General features: G+C 66.1%; 21 protein-coding genes. 13 read left to right on the top strand and 8 right to left on the bottom strand.

Going from position 1 to position 24,267, the window contains the following annotated elements:
• The first annotated feature begins 55 nt into the window (after positions 1–55).
• Positions 56–2,218: a S46 family peptidase gene (locus BLT40_RS01955; RefSeq protein ID WP_079523038.1), complete on the top strand. Its 2,163-nt coding sequence runs from the start codon at positions 56–58 to the stop codon at positions 2,216–2,218.
• Between the two features lie 569 nt (positions 2,219–2,787).
• On the opposite strand, the gene BLT40_RS01960 is transcribed toward BLT40_RS01955, so the two are convergent.
• Entirely contained in the window at positions 2,788–3,771 is a 984-nt protein-coding gene (locus BLT40_RS01960) for a hypothetical protein (protein ID WP_090351002.1), read from the bottom strand.
• Positions 3,772–3,851: 80 nt separating this feature from the next.
• Here BLT40_RS01960 and miaA point away from each other — a divergent pair, with 80 nt between their 5' ends.
• The 6 genes from miaA (at position 3,852) to BLT40_RS01990 (ending at position 10,115) form a co-directional block, all read left to right on the top strand.
• Positions 3,852–4,832: a tRNA (adenosine(37)-N6)-dimethylallyltransferase MiaA gene (gene miaA, locus BLT40_RS01965; protein ID WP_090351005.1), complete on the top strand. Its 981-nt coding sequence runs from the start codon at positions 3,852–3,854 to the stop codon at positions 4,830–4,832.
• 90 nt (positions 4,833–4,922) lie between these two features.
• Positions 4,923–5,183, top strand: coding sequence for an RNA chaperone Hfq (gene hfq, locus BLT40_RS01970; RefSeq protein ID WP_036111888.1), 261 nt, complete (start codon positions 4,923–4,925; stop codon positions 5,181–5,183).
• 94 nt (positions 5,184–5,277) lie between these two features.
• Positions 5,278–6,585 (top strand): ribosome rescue GTPase HflX, encoded by a 1,308-nt coding sequence (gene hflX / locus BLT40_RS01975; protein ID WP_043694853.1) that lies wholly within the window; start codon positions 5,278–5,280, stop codon positions 6,583–6,585.
• A gap of 161 nt (positions 6,586–6,746) precedes the next feature.
• Positions 6,747–7,889 (top strand): protease modulator HflK, encoded by a 1,143-nt coding sequence (locus tag BLT40_RS01980; RefSeq protein WP_052191338.1) that lies wholly within the window; start codon positions 6,747–6,749, stop codon positions 7,887–7,889.
• Positions 7,886–8,755 (top strand): protease modulator HflC, encoded by an 870-nt coding sequence (gene hflC / locus BLT40_RS01985; RefSeq protein ID WP_036111893.1) that lies wholly within the window; start codon positions 7,886–7,888, stop codon positions 8,753–8,755. The genes BLT40_RS01980 and hflC overlap by 4 nt, the downstream gene beginning before the upstream one ends.
• A gap of 52 nt (positions 8,756–8,807) precedes the next feature.
• Complete coding sequence (locus BLT40_RS01990; protein WP_036111897.1) at positions 8,808–10,115, top strand: adenylosuccinate synthase; 1,308 nt, start codon at positions 8,808–8,810, stop codon at positions 10,113–10,115.
• Positions 10,116–10,176: 61 nt separating this feature from the next.
• Here the strand turns inward: BLT40_RS01990 and BLT40_RS01995 are convergent, their stop codons facing one another.
• Positions 10,177–11,232, bottom strand: coding sequence for a sterol desaturase family protein (locus tag BLT40_RS01995; protein ID WP_090352496.1), 1,056 nt, complete (start codon positions 11,230–11,232; stop codon positions 10,177–10,179).
• Between the two features lie 84 nt (positions 11,233–11,316).
• Between BLT40_RS01995 and BLT40_RS02000 the strand changes: the two genes are divergently transcribed.
• The 6 genes from BLT40_RS02000 to BLT40_RS02025 all read left to right on the top strand — a co-directional run bounded on the left by BLT40_RS02000 (position 11,317) and on the right by BLT40_RS02025 (position 17,374).
• Positions 11,317–11,943 carry a GNAT family N-acetyltransferase gene (locus BLT40_RS02000; protein ID WP_090351007.1) on the top strand — a complete coding sequence of 209 codons (627 nt, stop codon included), beginning with the start codon at positions 11,317–11,319 and terminating at the stop codon, positions 11,941–11,943.
• Positions 11,940–13,217 (top strand): bifunctional tetrahydrofolate synthase/dihydrofolate synthase, encoded by a 1,278-nt coding sequence (gene folC, locus BLT40_RS02005; RefSeq protein ID WP_090351009.1) that lies wholly within the window; start codon positions 11,940–11,942, stop codon positions 13,215–13,217. The genes BLT40_RS02000 and folC overlap by 4 nt, the downstream gene beginning before the upstream one ends.
• A gap of 87 nt (positions 13,218–13,304) precedes the next feature.
• Positions 13,305–14,360: an SPOR domain-containing protein gene (locus tag BLT40_RS02010; protein WP_090351011.1), complete on the top strand. Its 1,056-nt coding sequence runs from the start codon at positions 13,305–13,307 to the stop codon at positions 14,358–14,360.
• Between the two features lie 39 nt (positions 14,361–14,399).
• Entirely contained in the window at positions 14,400–15,035 is a 636-nt protein-coding gene (locus BLT40_RS02015; protein ID WP_036111908.1) for a CvpA family protein, read from the top strand.
• A gap of 11 nt (positions 15,036–15,046) precedes the next feature.
• Complete coding sequence (purF, locus tag BLT40_RS02020) at positions 15,047–16,525, top strand: amidophosphoribosyltransferase (RefSeq protein WP_036111911.1); 1,479 nt, start codon at positions 15,047–15,049, stop codon at positions 16,523–16,525.
• 6 nt (positions 16,526–16,531) lie between these two features.
• Positions 16,532–17,374, top strand: coding sequence for a ferritin-like domain-containing protein (locus BLT40_RS02025; RefSeq protein ID WP_255363912.1), 843 nt, complete (start codon positions 16,532–16,534; stop codon positions 17,372–17,374).
• Positions 17,375–17,405: 31 nt separating this feature from the next.
• On the opposite strand, the gene BLT40_RS02030 is transcribed toward BLT40_RS02025, so the two are convergent.
• The 6 genes from BLT40_RS02030 to ppk1 all read right to left on the bottom strand — a co-directional run bounded on the left by BLT40_RS02030 (position 17,406) and on the right by ppk1 (position 24,259).
• Positions 17,406–18,134 (bottom strand): UDP-2,3-diacylglucosamine diphosphatase, encoded by a 729-nt coding sequence (locus tag BLT40_RS02030; RefSeq protein WP_090351014.1) that lies wholly within the window; start codon positions 18,132–18,134, stop codon positions 17,406–17,408.
• Positions 18,131–18,868, bottom strand: coding sequence for a peptidylprolyl isomerase (locus BLT40_RS02035; protein ID WP_079523041.1), 738 nt, complete (start codon positions 18,866–18,868; stop codon positions 18,131–18,133). Before BLT40_RS02035 ends, BLT40_RS02030 begins: the two co-directional genes overlap by 4 nt.
• 50 nt (positions 18,869–18,918) lie before the next feature.
• The gene (locus tag BLT40_RS02040) at positions 18,919–20,436 is read right to left on the bottom strand and encodes a Ppx/GppA phosphatase family protein (RefSeq protein WP_090351017.1); all 1,518 of its coding nucleotides are present in this window, start codon (positions 20,434–20,436) and stop codon (positions 18,919–18,921) included.
• A gap of 105 nt (positions 20,437–20,541) precedes the next feature.
• A complete protein-coding gene (locus BLT40_RS02045; RefSeq protein ID WP_090351020.1) occupies positions 20,542–21,045 on the bottom strand; it encodes a hypothetical protein in 504 nt (167 codons plus the stop codon).
• The gene (locus tag BLT40_RS02050; protein WP_079523029.1) at positions 21,042–22,139 is read right to left on the bottom strand and encodes an MGDG synthase family glycosyltransferase; all 1,098 of its coding nucleotides are present in this window, start codon (positions 22,137–22,139) and stop codon (positions 21,042–21,044) included. Before BLT40_RS02050 ends, BLT40_RS02045 begins: the two co-directional genes overlap by 4 nt.
• 44 nt (positions 22,140–22,183) lie before the next feature.
• Entirely contained in the window at positions 22,184–24,259 is a 2,076-nt protein-coding gene (gene ppk1 / locus BLT40_RS02055; RefSeq protein ID WP_079523028.1) for a polyphosphate kinase 1, read from the bottom strand.
• Positions 24,260–24,267 lie beyond the last annotated feature (8 nt).

Consider the following 24,267-nt stretch of genomic DNA (forward strand, 5'->3'; position numbering starts at 1 on the left):
CCGGAAGTCGTCTCGTTCATTGTTACTTTATAACAACTTCAGGGAGCATCACCTCATGCGTCGTCTCGCCCTTGCTGCCGCCCTCGCGGCCGGTCTCGTCCCCGCCGCGCACGCCGTCGAAGGCATGTGGCAGCCTGCCCAGCTGCCGAAGATCGCAGGTACCCTCAGGCAGCACGGGCTCAAGCTCGATCCGGCCTCGCTGACGGATCTGACCGCTTATCCGATGGGCGCCATCGTCAGTCTCGGCGGCTGCACGGCGTCGTTCGTGTCGACGGACGGCCTGGTCGTGACCAACCATCACTGTGGTTACGGCGCGCTCCAGTACAACTCGACCAGGGACAAGAACCTCATCGAGCAGGGCTTCCTGGCGAAGAACTTCGGCGAAGAGCTGCCGGGCTCGCCCGACATGCGCGTCTTCGTCACCGAGGAGATCCGGGATGTCACGAAGGACGTCACCGGCAAGCTGACGGCGACGATGACCGGCCAGCAGCGCTACGACGCGATCGACCGCGCGAAGAAGGAGCTGGTGAAGGCGTGCGAGACCGACGGCTACCGCTGCGACGTCTACACCTTCCACGGCGGCTACAGCTATCAGCTGATCAGACAGCTCGAGATCAAGGACGTACGCCTGGTTTACGCGCCGCCCGAGTCCATCGGCAAGTTCGGCGGTGACGTCGACAACTGGATGTGGCCGCGCCACACCGGCGACTTCAGCTACCTGCGTGCGTATGTGTCGAAGGACGGTAAGTCGGCCACGTATTCGAAGGACAACGTGCCCTATCACCCGAAGCACGTGATCAAGGTGAATCCGCAGGGTGTGGAGGAGGGCGACTACGTGATGGTCGTCGGCTACCCGGGTCGTACCAACCGTTATCGGCTGGCCCAGGAGGTGCAGAGTGCCATCGACTGGAGCTACCCGACGCAGATCAAGCTGTATCAGGAGCAGCTCGACACGATCGCCACCAATGGCAAGCGCGATCCCGAGGTCACGGTGAAGTACGCCAGTCTCGTCGCTGGCCTCAACAATTATCTGAAAAATTTTGGCGGCCAGCTCGAGGGCCTGCGTCGTGCGGACGCGGTGGCAGTGAAGCGCAAGCAGGAAGCCGATCTCACCGCCTGGCTCGCAAAGCAGGGCGGCGCGGAAAATCAGGCCCTCGCCGGCGACATCGCCCAGCTCAAGGCAAAACTCACCGAATATCAGGCCACGCGCGAGCGCGATCTCGACCTGATGCTGATCCAGCGGACACAGCTGTTTTCCGCAGGCGTGCGTCTTGCGCGCCTCGCCGAGGAGCGCGCCAAGCCGGACATGGAGCGTGAGGCTGGCTTCCAGCAGCGTGACGAGGTGCGTATCGAAGGCGCGCTGAAGCAGATGGAGCGTCGCTACGACGCGCAGACCGATCAGGATCTGCTGACGAACGCCCTCGTCCGTTATGCCGCGCTGCCGAAGGATCAGCATCTCGCCGGTCTCGACACCTGGCTCGCTGGCGCGAACACGCGACCGGCCATCCAGGCGAAGGTCGCTTCGCTCTACAAGGGCAGCAAGCTGGGCGACACCGCAGAGCGGATGAAATGGTTCAAGGCCGATGCGAAGGCCGTCGCCGCCAGCGACGACAGCATGCTCAAGCTGGCGCATGCCCTGCTGCCGGAACTGAAGGCGATTCAGGATCAGGACGATGCCCGCGACGGTGAACTGGCGAAGCTTCGTCCGCGCTACATGCAGGCGATCATCGCGTGGAAGGAATCGCAGGGCCTGCCGGTGTATCCCGATGCCAACAGCTCGCTTCGCGTCACCTTCGGCAATGTGCAGGGCGTCGCGCCGCGCGACGGCGTGAGCTACGCGCCGTTCACCACCGCCGAGGGCATCGTGCAGAAGGATACGGGTATCGAACCGTTCAATGCGCCCAAGGCTGAGACCGACGCGATCAGGGCAAAGGCCTACGACGGCTACGCGTCGAAAAAACTGGGCACGCTACCCGTCGACTTTCTCGCGGACCTCGACATCACCGGTGGTAACTCGGGTTCGCCGTCACTGGATGCAAAGGGCCAGCTCGTGGGCCTCGCGTTCGACGGTAACTGGGAGTCGGTAAGTGGCGACTGGCTGTTCAACCCGAAACTCAATCGCTCCATCCAGGTGGATGTGCGCTACATGCTGTGGGTGATGCATCACCTGGACCATGCCGACAATCTGCTGAAGGAGATGGGCGTGCCGGCGAAGTGACGTCGGCGGTTCGTCGCTTCAGGTGAGAAGCTTCAGCAGGCCGAGAGCCGCTGCGAAGAGACCCGCCGCTGTAACGAACGGATACCACCTTGCCTCAGCGTTGATCTTCGCGGTCTCGGGAGCGGCATGGGTTGTCCACAGGGTATGTGGATACGGGTTGCATAACCGTGTGGATAAGTCGGCATATCGCTTTGCCGACAAACACTTCGGTTTGTCTGATCACTTAATGATCAGCGCGGTGCTCAGTGCTCCACCGTCGATGCTGCTTTTTCGTCTGAGGTGCTGATGCCTGGTTGAGGAGCCTAGCCCACCCTGCGAAGAAAGCCAGGTCGGATGTTCCCGATTCTCAATGCAGTCTTATCCACACCCTGTGTGGATACCGACTGCATAACCGTGTGGACAAGTCTGATTCAGGCTTACATAGCAACGACTTGGGTTGTGCTGGTCAATCGTTGCTCACCGCCGCCGGAAGCCACTCGCGATATCCACAGCCAATGTGGATACCGCATGCATAACCGTGTGGATAAGTCGGGTTTGGTGTTGCGCGACAGTCACTTGTCTTGCGCTGGTCAATAAACAGCCGGTGGCGACGCCTTGCATCGCCCGATGCACTCGAGCCATGCGGTTCTGTTGCCGTAGTCCAGGGTCATGCGAAACGGCGAGAGCGCGTTTCCGCCGAGTGCGCCATGAACGGGCCTGTCCATCATGTCGGACATCCACGTGAACGCCCTGTCCGGGCGTTCCGTGAACCAGATGGGGCCTACGATAAAGGAGCCGATCGTGATCTCGGGGACGCGGATGGCGCGCGTGGTTTGCTTGGGGCCGAACAGATCATCGGCGCCGGCGACGACTGGCCAGTCAGGGTGGCTATCGTGCCAGGCCTCGAAAACCAGATGATCGACGTAGCTGGTCACCCCTTTGCCATTGACGACAGGCGTGTGCATTTCCGCAAGACCTTTTTTTGTCGGGTGGGCTGTAGCTCCCGTATCGAGGAGCAGATCCACGGTTTCGCCCGCGACACCGATGGTCACTCGCGGGAAGGCCTGGTAGACGGCGCCCTTCCTTCGGGCAGGGAGTCCCATGACTAACGGGTGTGCGTCCCGGGCGGGCTTCCAGTCAGCTCCCTGGATCGTCAGCGTTTCTGCCGGGTAGTCGAATGTCCACACGTATTCGGGGAAGAACGATGAGCCGATCATGCCGTCGTACCCGAGGCCGCCCTCCTCTGGAGCGATGGCCCCCACGCCGCCACAATACCTGGTGGGCCGGGGAAGGCCGTGCCCTGGCGCATAGACCGGAGGCATCACCAGCGCCGCGTCGGGGGCCGAAGGACAACTGATGGGTTTCAGGCCCAGGCGGGTGGCGACGTCCTTGAGCAACCAATAACTGACGCCGCCGCCGCCCGTGTCCGCCAGCAAGCGCAGCTTTGTTCCGTCGGCCAGCGTGGGTGTGGCAACAAAATGGCCGGCTTCATATGTTGTGGGCACAACCGTCGCGGCATCCGCCGCAGTGATAACCCCCACCATGGCGGCAAGCGCCAGCGCAACACGCAACATGCTTCCGTTCTCCCTTTGAGTGCCCGCCGATCTTACCGGCTGCGGTACCCTTGCGATCGTTTGCTTCGTCGTACCCTGGCATGACCCTCGATCACCGTCCTCTCGCCGTTTTTCTGATGGGCCCGACCGCCTCGGGCAAGACGGCGCTTGCCTGTTCGCTGGCCGACCGCTACCCGATGGGCCTGATCAGCGTCGATTCGGCCCTCGTCTACCGCGGGCTGGATATCGGTTCGGCGAAACCCGACGCGGCGACGCTGGCGCGTTACCCGCACGAGCTCGTCGACATTCGCGATCCGGCTCAGCCGTATTCCGCGGCAGACTTTCGCTCCGACGCCCTGGCGGCGATGGACCGGGTGCGAAAGGCGGGCAGGGTGCCGCTGCTCGTCGGCGGCACGGGCCTTTACTTCCGGGCGCTGCAGCAGGGGCTGTCGGATCTGCCCGAGGCCGATCCGGCCGTGCGGGAGCGGATCGGCGCCGAGGCGGCGCGGGTCGGCTGGGCCACCATGCACGAGCGGATGGCCGAACGCGACCCGGTGGCCGGTGCACGTATCCGGCCGGGCGATGCCCAGCGCGTCCAGCGCGCCCTCGAGGTCATGGAGCTGACCGGCCGGACACTCACCGAGCTCCAGCAGGGCGGTAGCCGTGAGCCGTTTCCCTGGCGGGTGCTCAAGCTGGCGTTGCTGCCGGATGACCGCAAGCTGCTCCACGAGCGGATAGCCGCCCGCTTCGACACCATGATCGCCGGTGGTTTTCTCGATGAAGTGAAGCGACTCCGCGCCCGCGGCGACCTGCATGCCGAGCTTCCGGCCATCCGTGCGGTGGGTTACCGCCAGGCCTGGGAGTACCTCGATGGTCAGGGAGACGCCACGAACTTCCGCGACCGTGGTATCTATGCAACGCGGCAACTCGCCAAGCGCCAGATCACCTGGTTGCGCGGCGAGCTCGACGCACGCACGTTCGACCCGGACCGGGGGGATCCGCTGCCGGGGGCCGACGTGGCACTTCAGCAGTTCCTGGGGGTGCCGCGGGCTTCACGCACGGCGCTTCCAGCCGGTATTTAAAAGCAGTTAAGATTCAAATCACTTGGACCGGGGCGCCGTCAGGCGTTCTTTTTACCCGGTCCCGTACGAAGGCGTAGGGGAGAAGAAGAAATGTCCAAAGGGCAATCGTTGCAGGATCCGTTTCTCAATGCGCTTCGTCGCGAACGCGTGCCGGTCGCCATCTATCTGGTGAACGGCATCAAGCTGCAGGGCACGATCGAGTCCTTCGACCAGTTCGTGGTGCTGCTGCGCAATCAGGTGAGCCAGATGGTGTACAAGCACGCCATCTCTACGGTCGTGCCCAGCCGCAACGTGCGGGTTGGTGGCCACGAGAACCACGCGGAAGCCGGTGCGGGCGACGTCGAGGGTTGAGGGGCCCCCGTCGGCGACCCATATGTAAAAGAGCGGGTGCGCGTATCCTTGGGTACGCGCACCCCTTCCTTTTTTGATGAGGTCATCCCCCTAAGTGTTCGACAGGCAAAAGAAAGGCGATCGCGCGGTGCTGGTGCTGCCGCATTCCCGCGGCGAAGGCGACGCCATTCGTCGCGGCGAGGAATTCGCCGAGCTGGTGGCTTCCGCCGGTGCCGAGGTCCTTGCGACCATCTCCGCCCGCGTGGAGAAGCCCAACCCCCGTTTCTATATCGGTACCGGTAAGGCCGAAGAGGTCGCCGAAGCCGTGCGCGCGCTGGAGGCGGACGTGGTTCTCGTCGACCACGAGCTGACCCCGGTGCAGGAGCGCAACCTCGAAAAGCAGCTGCAGACCCGCGTGGTCGACCGCGCCGGCCTGATCCTGGACATCTTCGCCCAGCGTGCCCGCTCCCACGAAGGCAAGCTCGAGGTCGAGCTGGCTCAGCTCAAGCATCTGGCGACCCGGCTGGTCCGGGGCTGGACCCATCTTGACGCCCAGCGTGGCGGTGCCATCGGCAACCGCGGCCCGGGTGAAACCCAGCTCGAGACCGATCGCCGGCTGCTGGCCGAGCGCGTGAAGATGCTGAGCAAGCGTCTCGAGAAAGTAGGGACCCAGCGCGACCAGCAGCGCCGCTCGCGGCTGCGAAATACGGTGCCCCGGGTCGCCCTGGTGGGCTATACCAACGCCGGCAAATCCACGCTGTTCAACGCGCTGACCACCGGGGGCGTCTACGCGGCGGATCAGCTGTTCGCTACGCTGGACCCCACGGTGCGCAAGATCGACGGCCTCGCGTGCGGGCCCGCGGTAATCGCCGACACGGTGGGTTTCATCCGCGAGCTCCCGCATGACCTCGTGGCGGCCTTCCGCGCCACACTGGCCGAGGCGCGCGACGCCGACCTGCTCATTCATCTCAGCGACGCCGCGGACGAAGAGCGCGAGCTGCTCCGTCGCGTCGTCGACGAGGTGCTGGACGAGATCGGGGCGGGGGACGTCCCCCAGCTGTCGGTGATGAACAAGGTCGACCTGATCGACGTCGAGCCACGGGTGGATCGCGGGGACGACGGCAAGCCGCGTCAGGTCTGGCTCTCCGCCGCCACGGGACAGGGTATCGAAGGGCTGCGCGAGGCGTTGGGCGAACTGCTCGGCGGTGACCGCATCCGCACGGGTCTTGAGCTTCCGCTCACGGCGGGTCGGTTGCATGCCCGCCTCAAGGCGGCGGGCGCGATCGCCGGTGAGGCCATCGACGAGCACGGCTGGCATCTCGATATCGACGCGCCGCGATCCGTTCTGGCGCCGTTGCTGGGCGACGATGTGCATGCCGGGCCGCTCCGCGAGCTGATCGATCCGCCGCATCCCGCGTTCTGAGCGAGCATCCGCCTTACCCTATCTGATAGAATTCACGTCGTTTGCGTGCCCGATCGGCGTGGCGACGGGCCTTCGCGTGCCCGGCGCCGCTTCCCCGCCGCCCGGGCCACCTCATGGCTTGCCAGCCGCCCACCCTCGGTCCCCGAAGGAGACTGTCGCCCATGGCTTGGAACGAACCCGGTAACGGCCAGAAGGATCCCTGGAACCGCAACCGGTCGAGCGGGCGGAAGCCCGATCTCGACGGTGCGCTGAAGAGCCTGAAGGCGCGCTTTGGCAAGTTCGGCGCCGGCAGCGGCGGCGTAACCGCCATCGTGCTGGTGTTCATCGTGGCCTGGCTGCTGGTCAGCAGCTACACGGTCATCGATGCGCGTCAGGTCGGCGTGGTGCTGCGCTTCGGCCAGTTCTCGCGCATTCTGCCGCCCGGCTTTCATCTGAAGGCGCCCAGCCCGGTCGAGACGGTGACCAAGGTCGAGACGACCCAGATCCGCTCGGTGTCGGACAACGTGTCCATGCTGACGCGGGACGAGAACATCATCGCGATCGACTTCAACGTGCAGTATCAGGTCTCCGATGCGCGCAAGTTCCTGTATTCGAACGCGGACCGCGAAGAAAACACCATCCACAACGCGGCCGAGGCGGCCGTGCGTTCCGTGGTCGGCGCCAACATCATGGATAACATCCTGACCACGCCGGGCGTCGACACGCCGGCGCCGGATCAGGCGCCGGCCGCCGGTGTCGCGCCCGCCGCGAAGGAAACCCTGCAGCAGCAGACCCGCGACATCCTCCAGGCCACGCTCGACAAGTACGACGCCGGCATCCTGGTGACGGGGGTCAGCTTCCAGAACGTTTCGCCGCCCAAGGAAGTGAAGGACGCCTTCGACGACGTCAACGCCGCGCGCGAAGACAAGCAGAGCGAAGAGAACAACGCCCGCGCCTACGAGAGCCGCGTCGTGCCGCTGGCCCGTGGCGACGCCGGTCGTATCTCGGCCGTCGCGGAAGGCGATCGCGTGGAGCGCATCGCACGCGCCAACGGCGAGGCCGAGCGCTTCAATCTGTTGCTCAAGGAATACCGCGCCGCTCCCGAAGTGACGCGCCGCCGCCTGTGGCTGGAAACCGTCGAAGAGGTCATGGCCGGCAATCCCAAGATCGTCGACGGCAGCAACGGCAAGAACATCATCCAGCTGCCGGTGGAAGCGCCGAACAGCTCGATTCGCAACGTACCCGGTGTCGGTACCGTCGTGCAGTCGGCCACCACCGACGCCAACCCGACGCCGAACCAGCCGCAGCAGGGGAGCGCCCAGTGAAGATCGTTTCCGGCCTCATCGTCGTCCTCATCGTCCTGCTGGGCTTCAACAGCGCTTTTGTCGTCAGGGAAGGCGAAAACGCCTTGCTGTTGCAGTTCGGCCGTATCGTCCGCGCGGATTACCAGCCGGGTCTGCACTTCAAGATTCCCGTCGTGCAGCAGGTCATGCGTTTCGATAACCGCATCCTGGGGCTCGATGCCCAGCCCGAGCGTTATTTCACGCTCGAGAAGAAGAGCGTCAACGTCGACTTCTACGTGAAGTGGCGCATCGCCGATAACGCGGCGTATTACCGCGCCACGTCGGGCGACGACACCCAGGCGATCCAGCGCCTCACGCCCATCGTGAAGGATGCCCTGCGTCACGAGTTCAATTCGCGCAAGCTGGAAGACCTGATCGCCGGCGGCCGTGAAGACATCACCGGCCAGGTGCGTAAGGACACCGATGCCGCCGCACGCCAGAACCTCGGCATCTCGGTGGTCGACGTACGCATCAAGCGCATCGACCTGCCCGACGAAGTCAGTGGCTCGGTCTACAAGCGTATGCGCGCCGAGCGCCTGCAGCTGGCCAACGAGCTCCGTTATACCGGCCAGGAAAGCGCGGCGAAGATCCGCGCCGACGCCGACCGTCAGAAGTCGGTGCTGGTGGCCGATGCGGAGCGTGACGCGACCAAGGTCAAGGGTGATGGCGACGCTCAGGCAGCCGCTATCTACGCCCAGGCGTACAGCCAGGATCCCGAGTTCTTCGCTTTCTATCGCAGCCTGGCGGCTTATCGTAAGTCGTTCGCCGATGGCAAGGGCGTGCTCGTCCTCAAGCCCGATTCCGAATTCCTGCGCTATCTCAACGACGGCCCCGGCCGTCAGCGCTGATCCCTATACACATCGCCCATCCGGGCAACGTCACTTAGAGAGAACCGTCAACATGGGTAAGTCAGTCGTTATTCTGGGCGCGCAATGGGGCGACGAGGGCAAGGGCAAGATCGTCGATCTTCTCACCGAGCGCGTCGGTGCCGTCGCACGTTTCCAGGGTGGCCACAACGCCGGCCATACGCTGGTGATCAAGGGCAAGAAGACCGTCCTTCACCTGATCCCCTCGGGCATTCTGCGCGACGACGCGCTCTGCCTGATCGGTAACGGCGTCGTGCTGTCGCCGGCCGCGCTGATGAGCGAAGTCGCCGAGCTCGAGGCCCAGGGCGTCGACGTGCGTCCGCGCCTGAAGATCTCGCCGGCCACCCCGCTGATCATGCCGTACCACATCGCCGTCGATAAGGCGCGCGAAGTCGCCTCCGGCGCCAAGGCCATCGGCACGACCGGTCGTGGCATCGGCCCCGCGTACGAGGACAAGGTCGCCCGCCGCTCCATCCGCGTCGCCGATCTGATGTACCCGCACGAGCTGCCGGAGAAAGTGCAGGCCGCCGTCGAGTATCACAACTTCGTGCTGACCCAGTGGCTTAAGGCCGAGCCGGTCGACTACCAGACCGTCCTCGACGAAGCCCTGACCTGGGGCGAATACCTGCGTCCGATGGTCGACGACGTCGCCACCATCCTGCACGACGTGCGCAAGGAAGGCGGCAATATCCTGTTCGAAGGTGCGCAGGGCGCGCTGCTCGACATCGACCATGGCACCTATCCGTACGTCACTTCGTCGAACACGACGGTGGGCGGCGCGCTCGCCGGCACCGGCGTCGGCGCACGTGACATCGATTACGTGCTCGGTATCTGCAAGGCCTACGCCACGCGCGTCGGCGGCGGTCCGTTCCCGACCGAGCTCAACGACGAGATGGGCGAGCTGCTGCGCAAGAAGGGCAACGAGTTCGGCGCCAGCACGGGTCGTCCGCGTCGCTGCGGCTGGATCGATCTGGTCGCGCTCAAGCGCGCCGTGCAGATCAACGGCATCGACGGCCTGGCGATCACCAAGCTCGACGTGCTCGACGGCCTGGAAAGCATCAAGGTCTGCATTGCGTACGAGTACCGCGGCAAGCGCCGCGAACTCGCTCCGCTGGACGCGGACGGCTGGGCCGAGTGCAAGCCGGTCTACCTCGAGTTCCCGGGCTGGGAAGAGTCCACCGCGGGCATCCGCGACTGGAACAAGCTGCCGCCCGCCGCTCGCGCCTACCTGCGCGCGGTTGAGGAACTCTCGGGCTGCAAGCTGGCGCTGGTCGCCACGGGCGCCGATCGCGATGACACGATCATCCTCGACGACCCGTTCGGCGGTGCCGACAACTGCTGACCCGATGCAGTGATGCGATACGAAAAACGCCAGCCGTGAGGCTGGCGTTTTTCGTGGACGGCTACGGATGCTCGCCCGGGCGCCCTGCTTCCAGGGCATGCAGATCGATGTCCTTCACCGACACCGGCCGATACCGCTCATCGAACGCCACATCGCCCAGCGTCCATCCGGCCTTGCAGCGCACCGCGCCCCAGAACCGCCGGAACGCGTTCCAGTGCAGCCCTACGAGGCCTTTCCCGTTATCGGCATTCACCATCGGATCGCCCACGCCGGTCGGCCGGATCGGCTCGCCGTACAGGGCCGTGCCAAACACCACGTCCCACACTGAAAACACCTGCCCGAAATTGCAGTTATGCAGCGTCGGCCGATCCGGATCCACCAGCATGTGATGCAGGCGATGGAACACCGGTGACACGAACAGCCGGTCCAATACCGGCCCGAAACGAACGCGTACATTCGCATGCGAAAAATTCTGCACGAGCTCACCCAGCAGCATGAGCCAGGCGAAATCGGTCGGCGCCACGCCGATCACCAGGCCGACACCGGCCAGTACCATCGACTGCAGAAAACCGTCGACGAGGCTGCCGCGATCGTTGGTCCAGCAGCTCATCTGTCGGGTGCTGTGGTGCATGCTGTGCAGCGCCCACCACCAGGGCAGCGCGTGCTGCAGGCGATGCATCCAGTAATAGACCAGGTCGTAGATGACGTAATAGACCAGGAACAGCGCCAGCGGATGTCCGTCGAGTGCCGGGATCCAGTGCGTGATGCCCAGCAGTGAGTCGTCGCCTGCCTGGCCGTTGTCCGTACCGCCGAAGGCATTGCCGATGGGTGTCAGGACCAGATAGCTGAACATCGGGAAGATGCCGAGCAGCATCATCAGCGTGTACTGCCGGTCGACCCGTGTCAGCCTGCGGTCCGTCCAGCGCTCGGCCGGAATCACCGACTCCAGCGGACGGAACAGGAAGCCGATGATCGCCACTTGCAGGATGGAGATGAGGATGGCCTCGGCGATCTCACGCGGGTCGCCGGCCAGGCCGTTCAGATGGAGAAAGGTCAGGAACGGGACGATGGCGTGGAGACTCGTCCAGTCGACCAGTGAGGACCAAACCGCGAACATGCCGCCTACCTTCGCCGGTGCCGCGGAGGTGCACGCGGCCGATCCGGCCATTAAGCTTCACGCCTCTTTCGTCGGGCTTTCCGCATGCGTGACATTCCCGGTATCCGTCTCGACGTCCATGTGGGGCAGGGCATCCTGCCGGTCGTGGACGAGCTGGCCGGCCTCCGTATCGCCGTGTTTCATGACTGGCCCTATCTGTACGAGGGCGACCGCGATTACGAGCGTGGCTACCTTGCCTCGTACGCCGCGTCGCCGCGCAGTGTGTGCGTCGTGGCTCGCGAGGCGTCGGGGCGGGTGATCGGTGCGTCGACCGGGGTGCCGCTCGCCGATGATGGCGAGGCGTTTCATGCGCCTTTCCTGGCGTGTGGCATTCTGCTCGAGGACGTCTTCTATTTCGGTGAATCCGTTTTGCTGTCGCCGTGGCGCGGGCGCGGGATCGGGCACGCCTTCTTCGACGCTCGTGAGGCGCATGCCCGCACCGTCGGTGAATTTAGCTGGACGGCCTTCTGTTCGGTCCGGCGCGAGGCGACCGATCCGCGTGCGCCGGACGGCCATCGCGGCAACGATGCGTTCTGGCGGGGCCGTGGCTACGCGCCCGTGGACGGTATGTTCTGCACGCTCTCGTGGAAGGAGCGGGGCGATGACACCGCGACACCGCACACTCTCGATTTCTGGATGCGCCAACTCGATCGCGCAAAGGTTTCCCAATGACTCGCTCGCTCGCCGACTGGCTCACCTATCAGGAAAGCACGCACCCGCGTGACATCGCACTGGGACTCGATCGCGTCCGTGCCGTCTGGACCGCGATGGGCTCGCCGCGCCCCGCGCCGAAGGTGATCACCGTGGGCGGCACCAACGGCAAAGGCTCGACGGTCGCTCTCATCGAGGGCATGCTCCGTGCCGCCGGCTATCGCGTGGGTTGCTACACGTCGCCGCATCTCATCCGCTACAACGAGCGCATCCGCATCGATGGCATCGACGCCGGCGACGAGGCCATCGTGGCCTCTTTCGAGCGGATCGAAGGCGCGCGAGGCACCATCCCGCAGACGTACTTCGAGTTCGGCACGCTGGCGGCGATCGACCTGATGTCCCGCGCGTCGCTGGATGTCGCGGTGCTCGAAGTCGGGCTCGGCGGACGACTGGATGCCGTGAACATCATCGACGCCGATGTGGCGGTGATCACCACGATCGATCTCGATCACCAGGACTGGCTGGGCGGGGACCGCGACAGTATCGGCCGCGAAAAGGCGGGGATCGCCCGCGCCGGGCGCCCGGCGATCGTGGGCGAGCACGCACCTCCCGAGGGCCTGCTCACCGCCCTGGCAGGCCTCGGCGCGCGCGTGATGCGAGCCGGCGACAGCTTCCGGGTCAGCCGGTACCCGGGCGCCGGGACACGCGGCTGGACCTGGACCCACGCCGACGGCACCGTCCTCGATCTGCCGGCACCCGCACTGGATGCGCCGGTCCAGATCGATAACGCGGCCACCGCCATCGCGGCCATACACGCACTCGGCCCCGAGCGGGATGTCCCGCCCGGAGCGATACGCCACGCGCTGGCCAGTGTGCGGGTACCGGGGCGCTTGCAGAAAATCGCCGACCGGCCCGCGACGCTGGTCGACGTCGGACACAATCCGCAGGCGGCCAGGGCGCTGGCCGAGTGGATCGACGCGCAGCCGGGTCCCGTGAGGGTGCTCGCCGTCTACGGCGCACTGTCGGACAAGGACACCCATGGGGTGATCGCGGCGCTGGGGGATCGCGTCAACCGTTGGTACGTCGCCGGACTGGATCGCGATACGCCTCGCGGGCTGACAGCTGACGCATTGGCGGCGAGCCTCGTCGCGACCTTGCCGGGGGCGGTACACGCCAGTTTCGCCAGCGTGGAAGCGGCCTGGGCCGCGGCGCGAGCCGACGCGGGTGACGAGGACATCGTGCTGTTGTTCGGCTCATTCTTCGTCGCGAGCGTCGCCCTGGCCGCCGCGAGGTGAACGCCGCGCGGGGAAGGGCGTCGGGGGCACCCCTTTGCCGGTTATAATCGCTGCGATTCGCTTTGCGCCGGTCGTATGGAGCCTTCCTTGAAAACACGCCTGCTGGGTGCCGCGGTACTGATCGCGTTGCTGGTCCTGTTCGTGCCGATGATGTTCTCCAGCGCGCCGCCGAAGTCCGACGCCGACCAGACGGTCAGCCTCGAGATTCCGCCGGCCCCGGATCGCGAGCTGCAGACCCGTACGCTCGATGTGGCGCCGAATGGCTCGCCGGCGTCCGCCAGCGGCTCGCAGCCCGCCGCCGGCGCCCCGGCCTCTGGTACGCCGTCGGCTGTCGCCGCGCCCGCGCCCAGCCCCGCCGCGGTTACGCCGGGTGGCGGAAGCAAGCTGGCTTCGGTCGACATCGCCTCGCGCAAGCCTGCCGATGCACTGCCCGAAGACTTCGCGCCAGCGAGCAAGCCCGCGACCACCCCGGCCGCTCCCGCGCCGGCCGCCCGGCCACCGAAGCCGGTGGCCGCGACCCCGCCGCCTGCCGCAGAGGCCCTGCCCGCCGGTACGGCCGGGCGTGGCAGCTACACGATCAACCTCAGTGCCTACGCCGATCATGCCAAGGCCGACGCCCTGGTCCAGAAGGTGAAGGCCCTGGGTTACCCGGTCAGCACATCCGCGTCGAATCAGGCGGGCAAGGCGCTGACGCGCGTCTCCGCCGGCCCGTTCGAGACGCGTGCCGCCGCCGAGGCCGCTCGTCTCAAGATCACGGCCGCCGTACCGGGCGCTCCCGCGTCGCTGTCCTCCAGGCCGGAGACGCAGACGGCTGACGCACCCGCCCCGGTGCGGGCTGCCGCCGCTCCCACGCCCGCCGCACCCGCCGCCGTACCGGCCGCTGTGCCGACCCCGTCGCCACGAGCCGGCGGTTTCGCCGTTCAGGTTGCCGCGGTCAGCAGCGAGGCGGAAGCCACGCGACTGCGCGACAAGCTGCGTGGCGCGGGCATCGCCGGCTACATCGACAGCGTCGCGTCCAGCTCGGGTGCGAAGCTCTGGCGCGTGCGCGCTGGCCCGCAGACGCAGCGTGACGATGCGGCGCGTCTCAAAGATCAGATCAAGGCCAAGGTCGGCCTCGATGGCGTCATCGTACCGGCCCCGTAACGGGCACTCCCGGATGACAACGACAGCAGGGGGCGGCCGGTGAGCTGGGTGGACTACGTCATCATCGGCGTGCTGTTCATCTCGGCCTTGATCGGCCTGGTGCGCGGCCTCATTTCCGAGGTGTTGTCGCTCGTGGTGTGGGTTTGCGCGTTCTGGGCGGCGTGGACGTTCGGGCCGCTTATCGCACAGCGGCTCGAAAGCAGCATTTCGCTGCCGATGGCGCGGATCGGCATCGGTTACGGCGTGTGTTTCATGGGGGTCCTGCTCGTGGGCGGGATCTTTCGCTTCCTGATTTCCCGACTGGTCGCCAGCACCGGCGTGGGTGGACCGGATCGGCTGTTCGGCATGGTGTTCGGCGCCGTGCGCGGCGTGCTGATTGTCAGCCTGGTGGTGTTCGCGCTCGGTTTCACGCCGCTGCCGAACGAACCCATCTGGCGGGAATCGGCCCTGCTGCCGCAGTTCGCCGCGCCTGCCGCATGGCTCGGTCAGCAGGTGCCGGCCAACGTGCGTCAGTACCTGCATCCGCCAGCGGCGCTGCAGGACATGAAAATGCCCAACGTCTCCTTGCCGAGCAAGGATGAACTGATGAAACTTCGCGACCTGACGATGCCAGGGCAGGCCTCGAAGAACGATAATGCTCACCCTGCCGCCGCGACCACGACGGCCACTCAGTAGAAGGCAACACCATGTGCGGAATCATCGGCATCGTCGGTACCACGGAAGTGGCATCGGCCCTGTATGACGGCCTGACCGTCCTGCAACATCGCGGGCAGGATGCCGCCGGTATCGCCACCGTGGACGGCGCGCGCCTGCGCCTGCACAAGGGCAACGGCCTGGTGCGCGATGTCTTCAACTCCGCCGGCGTCAGCAAGCTGCGCGGCCGTATCGGGATCGGCCACTGCCGTTACCCCACCGCCGGCTCCGAAGGCACGGAGGAGGCGCAGCCTTTCTACGTGAATTCGCCTTACGGCATCGCCTTCGCGCACAACGGTAACCTCGTCAACACCGAGGCGCTGCGCAAGGAAATGTTCGAAGACGACCGTCGTCACATCGACACGGACTCCGACTCCGAAGTGCTGCTCAACGTCCTCGCCCACGAGCTGCAGGTCGACGACCGCGGCGCGCTCACGCCGGAGCATGTGTTCAAGGCGATCACCAACGTGCACGCCCGTGCGCGCGGTGGTTATGCCTGTATCGCGCTGGTGCTGGGCTACGGCCTGATCGCCTTCCGCGACCCCAACGGCATCCGTCCGCTCGTTCTCGGCGAGCGCGTCTCGGCGGAAGGCCGCGAATACGCGGTCGCTTCCGAGTCGGTCGCGCTCGACGTGCTCGGTTTCAAGCGCGTGCGCGATATCGAGCCGGGCGAAGCCGTCATCATCACCGAGGGCGGTGAACTCCACGCCCAGCGTTGCGCCGAGGGCGCGGTGCATGCCCCGTGCATCTTCGAATACGTCTATCTGGCCCGTCCGGACTCGATGATCGAAGACGTCTCGGTCTACAAGGCGCGCCTGCGCATGGGCGAGAAACTCGCCGAGAAGATCCTGCGCGAGCGCGGCCCGGATCACGGTATCGACGCGGTCATCCCGATTCCCGACACCTCGCGCACGGCGGCCAGTTCGCTGGCGCAGGCGCTGGGCGTGCCGATGCGCGAAGGCCTGGTCAAGAACCACTACATCGGTCGCACCTTCATCATGCCGGGGCAGGGCGAGCGCGTGAAATCCGTGCGCCGCAAGCTCAACACGGTCGAGCTCGAATTCCGCAAGAAGAACGTGCTGCTGGTGGATGACTCGATCGTCCGCGGTACCACCTCGCGCCAGATCATCCAGATGGCGCGCGACGCCGGGGCGAAGAACGTCTATTTCGCATCCGCCGCGCCGCCCGTGCGTTACCCGAACATCTATGGCATCGACATGCCGGCCGCTTCCGAGCTGGTCGCCGCCGGCCGTACGGTGGAGGAAGTCGAGAAGGCGCTGGGTGCCGACTGGCTGATCTATCAGGACCTGGAAGACCTGGTCTGGGCGGTCAACGACGGCAACGAAGACCTCAAGCAGTTCGACACGTCGTGCTTCTCGGGCGAGTACGTGACCGGTGTGGACGAGGGCTTCCTCGAGCAGCAGGAAGCGATGCGCTCGGACTCGGCCAAGAACGAACGCCGTACCGCCTGACGACTGATGGCGGCACGGGATCGTGCCGCCAGTCCCGCGATGAACGACGCCCACGATCTGCACGCGGCCGCGCGGCGCTGCCTTGAAGCCGCCGCCCCCGCGGAAAAGTTGCGACTCAGCTTCGAGACGTTCGCCGCGCTCGATCGCGGTGAACTGCGTCCCGATGCGGGATCGCCGCCGCCGCTGCCCATCGGCCTGCCCGGGCGTCCCGAGCGTCCGCGCCTCGTCCCGTCGCGCGAGCTTTCACAGCGTGGCCTGGGTTCCGCGGAAGGGCGCGCCGCGCTGGTTCACGCCATCGCGCACATCGAGTTCAATGCGATCGATCTCGCCTGGGACGCGGTCTATCGCTTTCGTGGCAAGCCTGAGGCCTACTACCGCGACTGGGCGTCCTGCGCCAACGACGAGGCACGTCATTTCACGATGCTGTCGGGTCGTCTGGCCGAACTCGGCTACGCCTATGGCGATTTCGATGCGCACAACGGTTTGTGGGAAATGGCGGAGAAGACCGCGCACAGCGATACAGCGCGCATGGCTCTCGTACCGCGTGTGCTCGAAGCGCGTGGGCTCGACGTCACGCCGGGGATGATGGAGCGTCTTCGTCGGCAGCAGGATGAACGCACCGTCGCCATCCTCGAGGTCATCCTTCGCGAAGAGGTGGCGCACGTCGCTGCCGGCACGCGTTGGTTTCACTGGTGCTGCGAGCGCGACGGTATCGAGCCGGAGGCGACGTTCGCCCGGTTGCTCGATGAATACATGAACGGGTCGCTGCGCGGGCCGTTCAATCTGGATGCGCGTCGAGCGGCGGGGTTTTCCGAAAGCGAGCTGGTCTGGCTGGCGACGCTGAGCTGACCGATTTTCGGCAGTCAGCCCACTTGTCGATTCAACCCGCCGACAAGCCTCGGAGTTCGACGCGATCCCCATCGATCGCCAGCACCGACCCATGGTCGTACCAGTCGCCCAGCACAATCCGCTGCGCGGCGTCGCCGTCGAGCGTGAAGTCGTGAACGGCGGGACGATGCGTATGCCCATGCACGAGCCGACGCACGCCGGCGTCGCGCATCGCGCTTTCGACGGCGTTCTGATTCACGTCCATGATCGTCTCGTCGATACGCCCCGTGCGTGACTTGCTGTCGCTGCGCGCCTGCGCGGCGAACGCACGGCGTGCGGCAAGCGGCATCGACAGCACCTGGGCCTTCCACGCCTCCGTACGAACCTGCGCACGTACCGTCTGGTATTCGACGTCGTCGGTGCACAGCACGTCACCGTGCATCAGCAGCGTCCGCGTACCTTCGATGTCGTGAACGGTGCCATCCTCGAGCAGGGTCATGCCTGCACGCGCGCCGAAGGTCTCTCCCAGCAGGAAATCGCGATTGCCCGCCATGAAATAGACGGGCACACCGGCGTCGCGCAGCGCGCGGGTGGCGTTGGCGATGCGGTCCGGGAGCCCGGCATCGTCGTCGTCGCCAATCCATGCCTCGACCAGATCGCCGAGGATGTAGAAGGCCGACGCCGATCGCGCTTCGTCCGACGCCAGAAACTGTTCGAAGAGAGTAGTGATACCGGGGCGTGCATCGTCCAGATGCAGGTCGGCGATGAACAGCGTGCTCATGCGGCCTTCGGCGTTGCGGACTTCTTTTCGGTTTTCTTCGTCGCGGGCCTGGCCGGCTCAGCGGCGGCAGGCTTGGCTGCCGGCGCGGCGGGAGCCGATGACGACGCGGCCGGGGCGGCTTTCTCCTCGCCCACCACGCTGGCCGTATCGATGATCACCAGCGGGTTGGGCACGTCGCCGACGAAGGGGCCCTGCGCGCGGGTAGGCAGGCCGGCGATCTTGTCGACGACGTCCATGCCGCTCACGATCTTGCCGAACACGGCGAAGCCCCAGGTCAGGCCGCTCTGGTTGCTGACGTAGTCGAGCCGGCGGTTGTCGACCAGGTTGACGAAGAACTGCGACGTACCCGAATTGGCGTCCGCACCGCGGGCGACCGCGACGGTGCCGCGCAGATTGGACAGACCGTTGTCGGCCTCGCTGGGAATGGCCGCGCGCGTGCGACGCTGGGTCAGGTCGCGGCTGTAAAGGCCGCCCTGGACCAGATAGCCGTTGACCACGCGATGGAACACGGTGCCGTCATAGAAGCCGTCACGCACGTACTGCAGGAAGTTGGCGACGCTCTTGGGCGCCTTTTCCGGGTACAGCTCGAGTGTGAAGTCGCCTTGCGTCGTGTGCATCACGACCCTGGGATGCTCCGCCGAGCCGGTGGGCGGAGCCGACGGTTTGGCGGGCTGCTGGGCCAGCGCCGCGACGGGCAGGGCGAGAAGGACGCTGGCGAAGACGGCTTTGAACATGGGTGACCGGTCGTGGCGGTGGAACAAGCTGGTCATGATACGCCCCTTGGTCATTCCGTCACGATTTCCAGTTCGAGGCCGAGCTCGGCCAGCGGTTCGCGCTCCTGATCGAGATCGGCCTCGGTCAGTGGATGCTGGTCCAGCCAGTCGGCGGGCAGGGTGAGACGAAGGCGCTGGCGCGTGGCGACGGCGCGGATGCGCGGCAGGGCCTCGGCGCGCCGGGCGCGTCGGAACAGCACGCCCAGACGGAGGATGGCGGTGATGTGCCGCGCGAGAAGCCGGTAACGCACCGGGAGCGCCGTGATGACGGACTTCTCCGGCTTGCGCCGGTGCGATTCGACGATGGCCGCCAGCAACTGCTGCTCCTGGCGCGAGAAACCCGCCAGGTCGGCATGGCGCAGGATGTAGGCGCCGTGTCGCTGATGCTGGCTGTGGGCGATGGCGAGACCCAGCTCGTGCACACGGGCCGCCCAGGACAGCCATTCGCGGGCATCGTCGTCCAGCTTCCAGACCTTGGCCAGCTGATCGAACAGGCTCAGCGCGGTGGTTTCCACGCGACGCGACTGCGCCTTGTCGACACCATAGCGCGCGGCCAGCGAATCGATGCTCGCCATGCGGGGATCGGTACCCGCCGAACGGCCGATCAGGTCCCAGAGCAGGCCCTCGCGCATCGAACTTTCCGATACGCGCAGGCGTTCGATGCCCAGGGCCTCGAAGGCGGCTTCGAAGATGGCGACGCCGCCGGCGAACACTTCCGCACGGTCGTCGGCCAGGCCGGGCAGCTTGAGCGCGCCCGATGAGCCTTGCTCGATGATCGCCTCGCGCACGGCGGCCAGGGCCTCCGGTGTGACGCCGTCGTCGGAGAGTTTCATCGCGCGCACGACGGAACCGATGGCTTTGGAGGTGCCCGACGAGCCGTAGGCGTCGGCCCAGCCGGCTTCGCGGTAATCCTCGGAAAATTGCTGCAGGAGGACGCCGATTTCACGGCGCGCCTTCTGCCAGCGCTTGCGGGTGATCTTGCCGCCGGGAAAAAACCGCAGCGTGCTCGCGATACAGCCGACCTGCACGCTCTCGGTCAGCAGCGGCGCGGTGCCGCGGCCGATGATGAACTCCGTACTTCCACCGCCGATATCGATCACCAGCCGGTGATCGCGCGATGCCGGCAGATCGTGGGCGGCGCCAAGAAAAATCAGACGACCTTCTTCACGGCCCGAAACGATCTCCACCGGATGCCCGAGTGCGGCTTCCGCCGCCGACAGGAACGCGTGCGGCGACGCGAGGCGACGCACCGTGTTGGTGGCGACCGCGCGCACATGCAGCGCCGGAATGCCGGCGATGCGCTGACCGAAGCGCGCCAGGCTGGCGAGCGCGGCGGCGCGGTGTCCCGCGTCGAGCGTGCCGTCCGGACGCAGGCCGATCGCCATGCGCACGGAATCGCGCAGGCGGTCGATCACGCGGGGCTCACCGTGTTCGTACCGCGCTACCACCATGTGGAAGCTGTTGGAGCCCAGGTCGACGGCGGCAAGCAGTTCACCGTCGTTGATCTGCGATTTACCTGTAGAGGCCAAAGGTGCATTCCGCAGTGGCGTATCGGTGGATTCTGGCATGGTGCTGCGCGCGAGGGTAGGAGCGCACCCTGCGCGCGACATGGAAATCGCGCGCAGACCGCGCTCCTACGCGGTTTTCGCCTCACGCGATTTCGGCAGCGCGGAGAGGATGAACAGCACGACGCAGAGAAAACCGAACACCCAGTAGTCGGTTGGCGCGGGGCCCCACCAGTGCCGGTGCCACGGCACGTCCACGGGGTCGAAGCGCGCCAGACCGAATGCGGGGTTCAGAACGAACCAGAGGCCGTCCTCGGCCACCCAGAACAGCATCACACAGGCGATCGTCCGCACCTGCGCACGCCAGCTCCAGTACCCCTGGAAGACCACCGGAAAATGAAAGAACAGCGCGATGAACGGAAACACGTAAGCGTGGTAACCCGTCATCGCGCGCCCGCCCCAGAACAGGTCGAGCAACCAGTGGTTCTCGATACGCCACGTGGGCAGGCTGGTCGCCCAGCCATGCGAGCCTTCGATTTCGATCTCGACATGGGCGAACAGAAAGGCGAGCAGAAGGGTAAACAGCGCGGTCGTCAGCACGGCGACGACGCGACGGCGGGGCGAATGACTCATGGACCGTCCGGATGGGAGAGCACGGCGGCGATCACGTCGCGCGCCGCATGCGGGCGTCCGATGGCGCGCGCGGAAGCCGCCATGGCGGCGAGACGATCTGGCTCGTCACTCAGCAGGCGGACACGCCACGCCAGCGCGACGGCGTCGATCGCCTTCCACGCGGCGCCCTGTTCGAGCAGGTAATCGGCATTGCGTTCTTCCTGACCGGGGATGGGCGCATTCACGATCATCGGCAGGCCCATGGCCAGGCACTCCGAGCTGGTCAGTCCCCCGGGTTTGGTAATCGCGAGATCGCAGCAGGCCATGACGTCCTCGACCTGACGCGTGAAACCCAGCGGAATGAGGCGCCCGGCGTGCTTCGATGCCGCGATGCCGCGCAGCCGCTCCAGTGTCACGGCGTTGCGGCCGGCGAGCACCACCAGCTGGAAGTCGCCACCGGTGGACAGCAGCGTGTCGGCCAGCTGGTCCAGATCGCCGACTCCGGCACCGCCACCCATCACCAGGTAGGCCGGCCGGTCGGGGTCGATACCGAGCGTGGCACTCAGGGCCTGTCTGTCGTGCGCGCGCGCAAAGGCGGGCATGATCGGGATACCGGTCGTATGCACGCGCGACGCCGGCAGACCGACAGCGCGCATGCGGTGCGCGATTTCCGGACTGGCGGCGAAATAGCCGGCCATACCCTGCACGACCCAGAGCCGGTGCAGGTCGAAGTCGGTCACCTGCAGCCAGACGGGCACGGTGACGCGACCCTTGCGGATCTGTCGTGCCAGCATCTCGGCCGGGAGGAAATGCGTACACACGATGGCGTCGGGCGCGAATGCCGCGATGGCCGCACGCAGCCGTCGCGTATTCAGGCGCTCGATCGTACGCCGCATGCGCTCGGTCACCGCGTCGGGATGCGTATCGTCGGTGATGCGATAGAGCATGCCCCACAGCCGCGGGTAGCGGGTGATCAGGCTGAGATAGAAGTCCGCGTAGATCCGCCGGAACGTGGACGGCACGTAGTTCATGACATCGAGGTGCTTCGCCTCGACATCGTGTCCCTCGGCGGCGAACGCGGCCACCGTGGCTTCGAGCGCCTCCGCGGCGCGCACGTGTCCCGCTCCCGCGGATACCGACAGGAGCAGGACGCGCCGTGTCACCCGCAATACGCCGAGAGCAGCGCCTGCTGCGCGCTATGCGGCGCTTCGCCCTGCGACGGGTGGCTGCGCGTGTAGCGGCCATCGGTGCCGAGCAGCCACGCCTGCGTGTTGTCGCGCAGATAGTTGTCCAGCGTCTCGGCGTAAACGCGCGAGGCGAGGTCGGGCTCCATGATCGGCACGGCGACTTCGATGCGGCGCATGAGGTTGCGTTCCATCCAGTCCGCGCTGGCACAGTAGAGCTCCGGCTCGCCATCGTTACCGAACCAGTACACGCGGCTGTGCTCGAGGAAACGGCCGATGATCGAGCGCACGCGGATGTTCTCCGACACGCCCGGGATGCCCGGACGCAACGTGCAGGCGCCGCGGATGATCAGGTCGATGCTGACGCCGGCGATCGAGGCGCGATACAGCGCCTCGACCACATGCGCTTCGTTGAGCGCGTTGAGTTTGGCGACGATGCGTGCGGGACGGCCGTTGCGCGCGTGTTCGATCTCGCGTTCGATCTTGCCCATGACGCTGCTGTACAGCGTGAACGGCGAATGCAGCAGACGCTTCAGCTGGATCATCGGCCCCAGACCGGACAGCTGCTGGAAGACCTTGTGGATGTCTTCGCCGATGTCCGCGTTCGAGGTCATCAGGCCGATGTCGGTGTAGCCGCGGCTGTTGCCCTGATGGTAGTTACCGGTGGACAGATGCACGTAACGGCGCAGGCCGCCGGCTTCGCGCCTCACGATCAACAGCATCTTGGCGTGCGTCTTGTAGCCCACCACGCCGTAAACGACCTGCACGCCCGCTTCCTGCAGGCGCGTCGCGAGGCCGATGTTGGCTTCCTCGTCGAAACGCGCGCGGAGCTCGATCACCACGGTGACGTCCTTGCCGTTGCGTGCCGCCTCGACCAGCAGGTCGACCAGCGGGGAATCCTTACCGGCCCGGTAAAGCGTCTGCTTGATTGCCAGTACGCCCGCATCCTGCGAGGCGCGGCGAAGCAGTTCGACCACGGCGGCGAACGATTCGTACGGGTGATGCAGCAGCACGTCGCGCACACCGAGGACGTCGAATTCGTTGACGCCCTTGCCGAAGGCCGGCGAAAGGCGCGGTGTGAAGCGCGGAAATTTCAGCTCCGGACGGTCGACCTGATCGTAGATCAGGCCCGAGCGGATGATGTTGACCGGACCGTCGCAACGGTATACGTCGGCATCCTCGAGCTGGAAGTTCGCGATCAGCATTTCCGTGATCGCGCGCGGACAGTCCGCGCCGACTTCGAGACGCACGGGCCGGGCATAACCGCGACCGACCAGCTCTTCGCTCAGGGCGCGGGCGAGGTTCTCGACCTCCGCTTCCTCGACCACCAGCTCGCTGTTGCGGGTGACGCGGAACTGATACGCCGCACACACGCGAAAGCCCGGGAAGATCTCGTCCGCGAAGGCCTGAAGCACCTCGGCCAGGAAGACGAAGTCTCCCTCGCTGCCGTCCACTTCGCCCGGGATATGGATGATGCGGGGCAGGGAACGGGGCGCACGCACCAGCGCCATGTGTCCTTCGCGACCGAAGGCGTCGCGGCCTTCGAGCACGACAGCGAGGTTGAGGGTCTTGTTGAGGATGCGCGGGAAGGGGTGCGCGGGGTCGAGACCCAGCGGCGACAGCACCGGCATGATCTCGTTCTGGAAATACCCCTGCAGCCAGCGTCGCTGGCGGTCGCTCCAGGCGCCGCGGGTCAGGAAGCGGATGCCTTCGGCTTCCAGTGATGGCAGCAGTTCTTCGTGCCAGATGGCGTAGAGCTCACTGACCAGCTCGAGCGTGCGCTGGCGGATCCGCGCGAGGATCTCGGTCGACGACAGTCCATCGGCACCCGGCATCGCCGCCCCCAGCGCGTGCTTATGCTTGAGCACGGCGACGCGGACCTCGAAGTATTCGTCGAGGTTGTTGCTGACGATGGTCAGGTAGCGCAGTCGCTCCAGGGCCGGAACGTCCGGGTCGCGGGCCTGGGCGAGCACGCGGAAGTTGAACTCCAGCGCCGCCAGTTCGCGGTTGATGTAGAGGTCGGGGTTGCCGAGGTCGACGGGCTCGCTCATTCGTTCCG

Source organism: Dyella sp. 333MFSha, from assembly GCF_900102405.1.
Classification (GTDB): domain Bacteria; phylum Pseudomonadota; class Gammaproteobacteria; order Xanthomonadales; family Rhodanobacteraceae; genus Luteibacter; species Luteibacter mycovicinus.

What these genes read in the sequence shown, in the direction of transcription:
- purF (WP_036111911.1), top strand. Translation starts at nt 15,047, where the DNA reads ATGTGCGGAATCATCGGCATCGTCGGTACCACGGAAGTGGCATCGGCC.
- BLT40_RS02025 (WP_255363912.1), top strand. Translation starts at nt 16,532, where the DNA reads ATGGCGGCACGGGATCGTGCCGCCAGTCCCGCGATGAACGACGCCCAC.
- ppk1 (WP_079523028.1), bottom strand. Translation starts at nt 24,259, where the DNA reads ATGAGCGAGCCCGTCGACCTCGGCAACCCCGACCTCTACATCAACCGC.
- hfq (WP_036111888.1), top strand. Translation starts at nt 4,923, where the DNA reads ATGTCCAAAGGGCAATCGTTGCAGGATCCGTTTCTCAATGCGCTTCGT.
- BLT40_RS02000 (WP_090351007.1), top strand. Translation starts at nt 11,317, where the DNA reads ATGCGTGACATTCCCGGTATCCGTCTCGACGTCCATGTGGGGCAGGGC.
- folC (WP_090351009.1), top strand. Translation starts at nt 11,940, where the DNA reads ATGACTCGCTCGCTCGCCGACTGGCTCACCTATCAGGAAAGCACGCAC.
- BLT40_RS02045 (WP_090351020.1), bottom strand. Translation starts at nt 21,045, where the DNA reads ATGAGTCATTCGCCCCGCCGTCGCGTCGTCGCCGTGCTGACGACCGCG.
- BLT40_RS02030 (WP_090351014.1), bottom strand. Translation starts at nt 18,134, where the DNA reads ATGAGCACGCTGTTCATCGCCGACCTGCATCTGGACGATGCACGCCCC.
- BLT40_RS01990 (WP_036111897.1), top strand. Translation starts at nt 8,808, where the DNA reads ATGGGTAAGTCAGTCGTTATTCTGGGCGCGCAATGGGGCGACGAGGGC.
- BLT40_RS02035 (WP_079523041.1), bottom strand. Translation starts at nt 18,868, where the DNA reads ATGTTCAAAGCCGTCTTCGCCAGCGTCCTTCTCGCCCTGCCCGTCGCG.
- BLT40_RS01980 (WP_052191338.1), top strand. Translation starts at nt 6,747, where the DNA reads ATGGCTTGGAACGAACCCGGTAACGGCCAGAAGGATCCCTGGAACCGC.
- BLT40_RS01960 (WP_090351002.1), bottom strand. Translation starts at nt 3,771, where the DNA reads ATGTTGCGTGTTGCGCTGGCGCTTGCCGCCATGGTGGGGGTTATCACT.
- BLT40_RS01955 (WP_079523038.1), top strand. Translation starts at nt 56, where the DNA reads ATGCGTCGTCTCGCCCTTGCTGCCGCCCTCGCGGCCGGTCTCGTCCCC.
- BLT40_RS01995 (WP_090352496.1), bottom strand. Translation starts at nt 11,232, where the DNA reads ATGTTCGCGGTTTGGTCCTCACTGGTCGACTGGACGAGTCTCCACGCC.
- miaA (WP_090351005.1), top strand. Translation starts at nt 3,852, where the DNA reads ATGACCCTCGATCACCGTCCTCTCGCCGTTTTTCTGATGGGCCCGACC.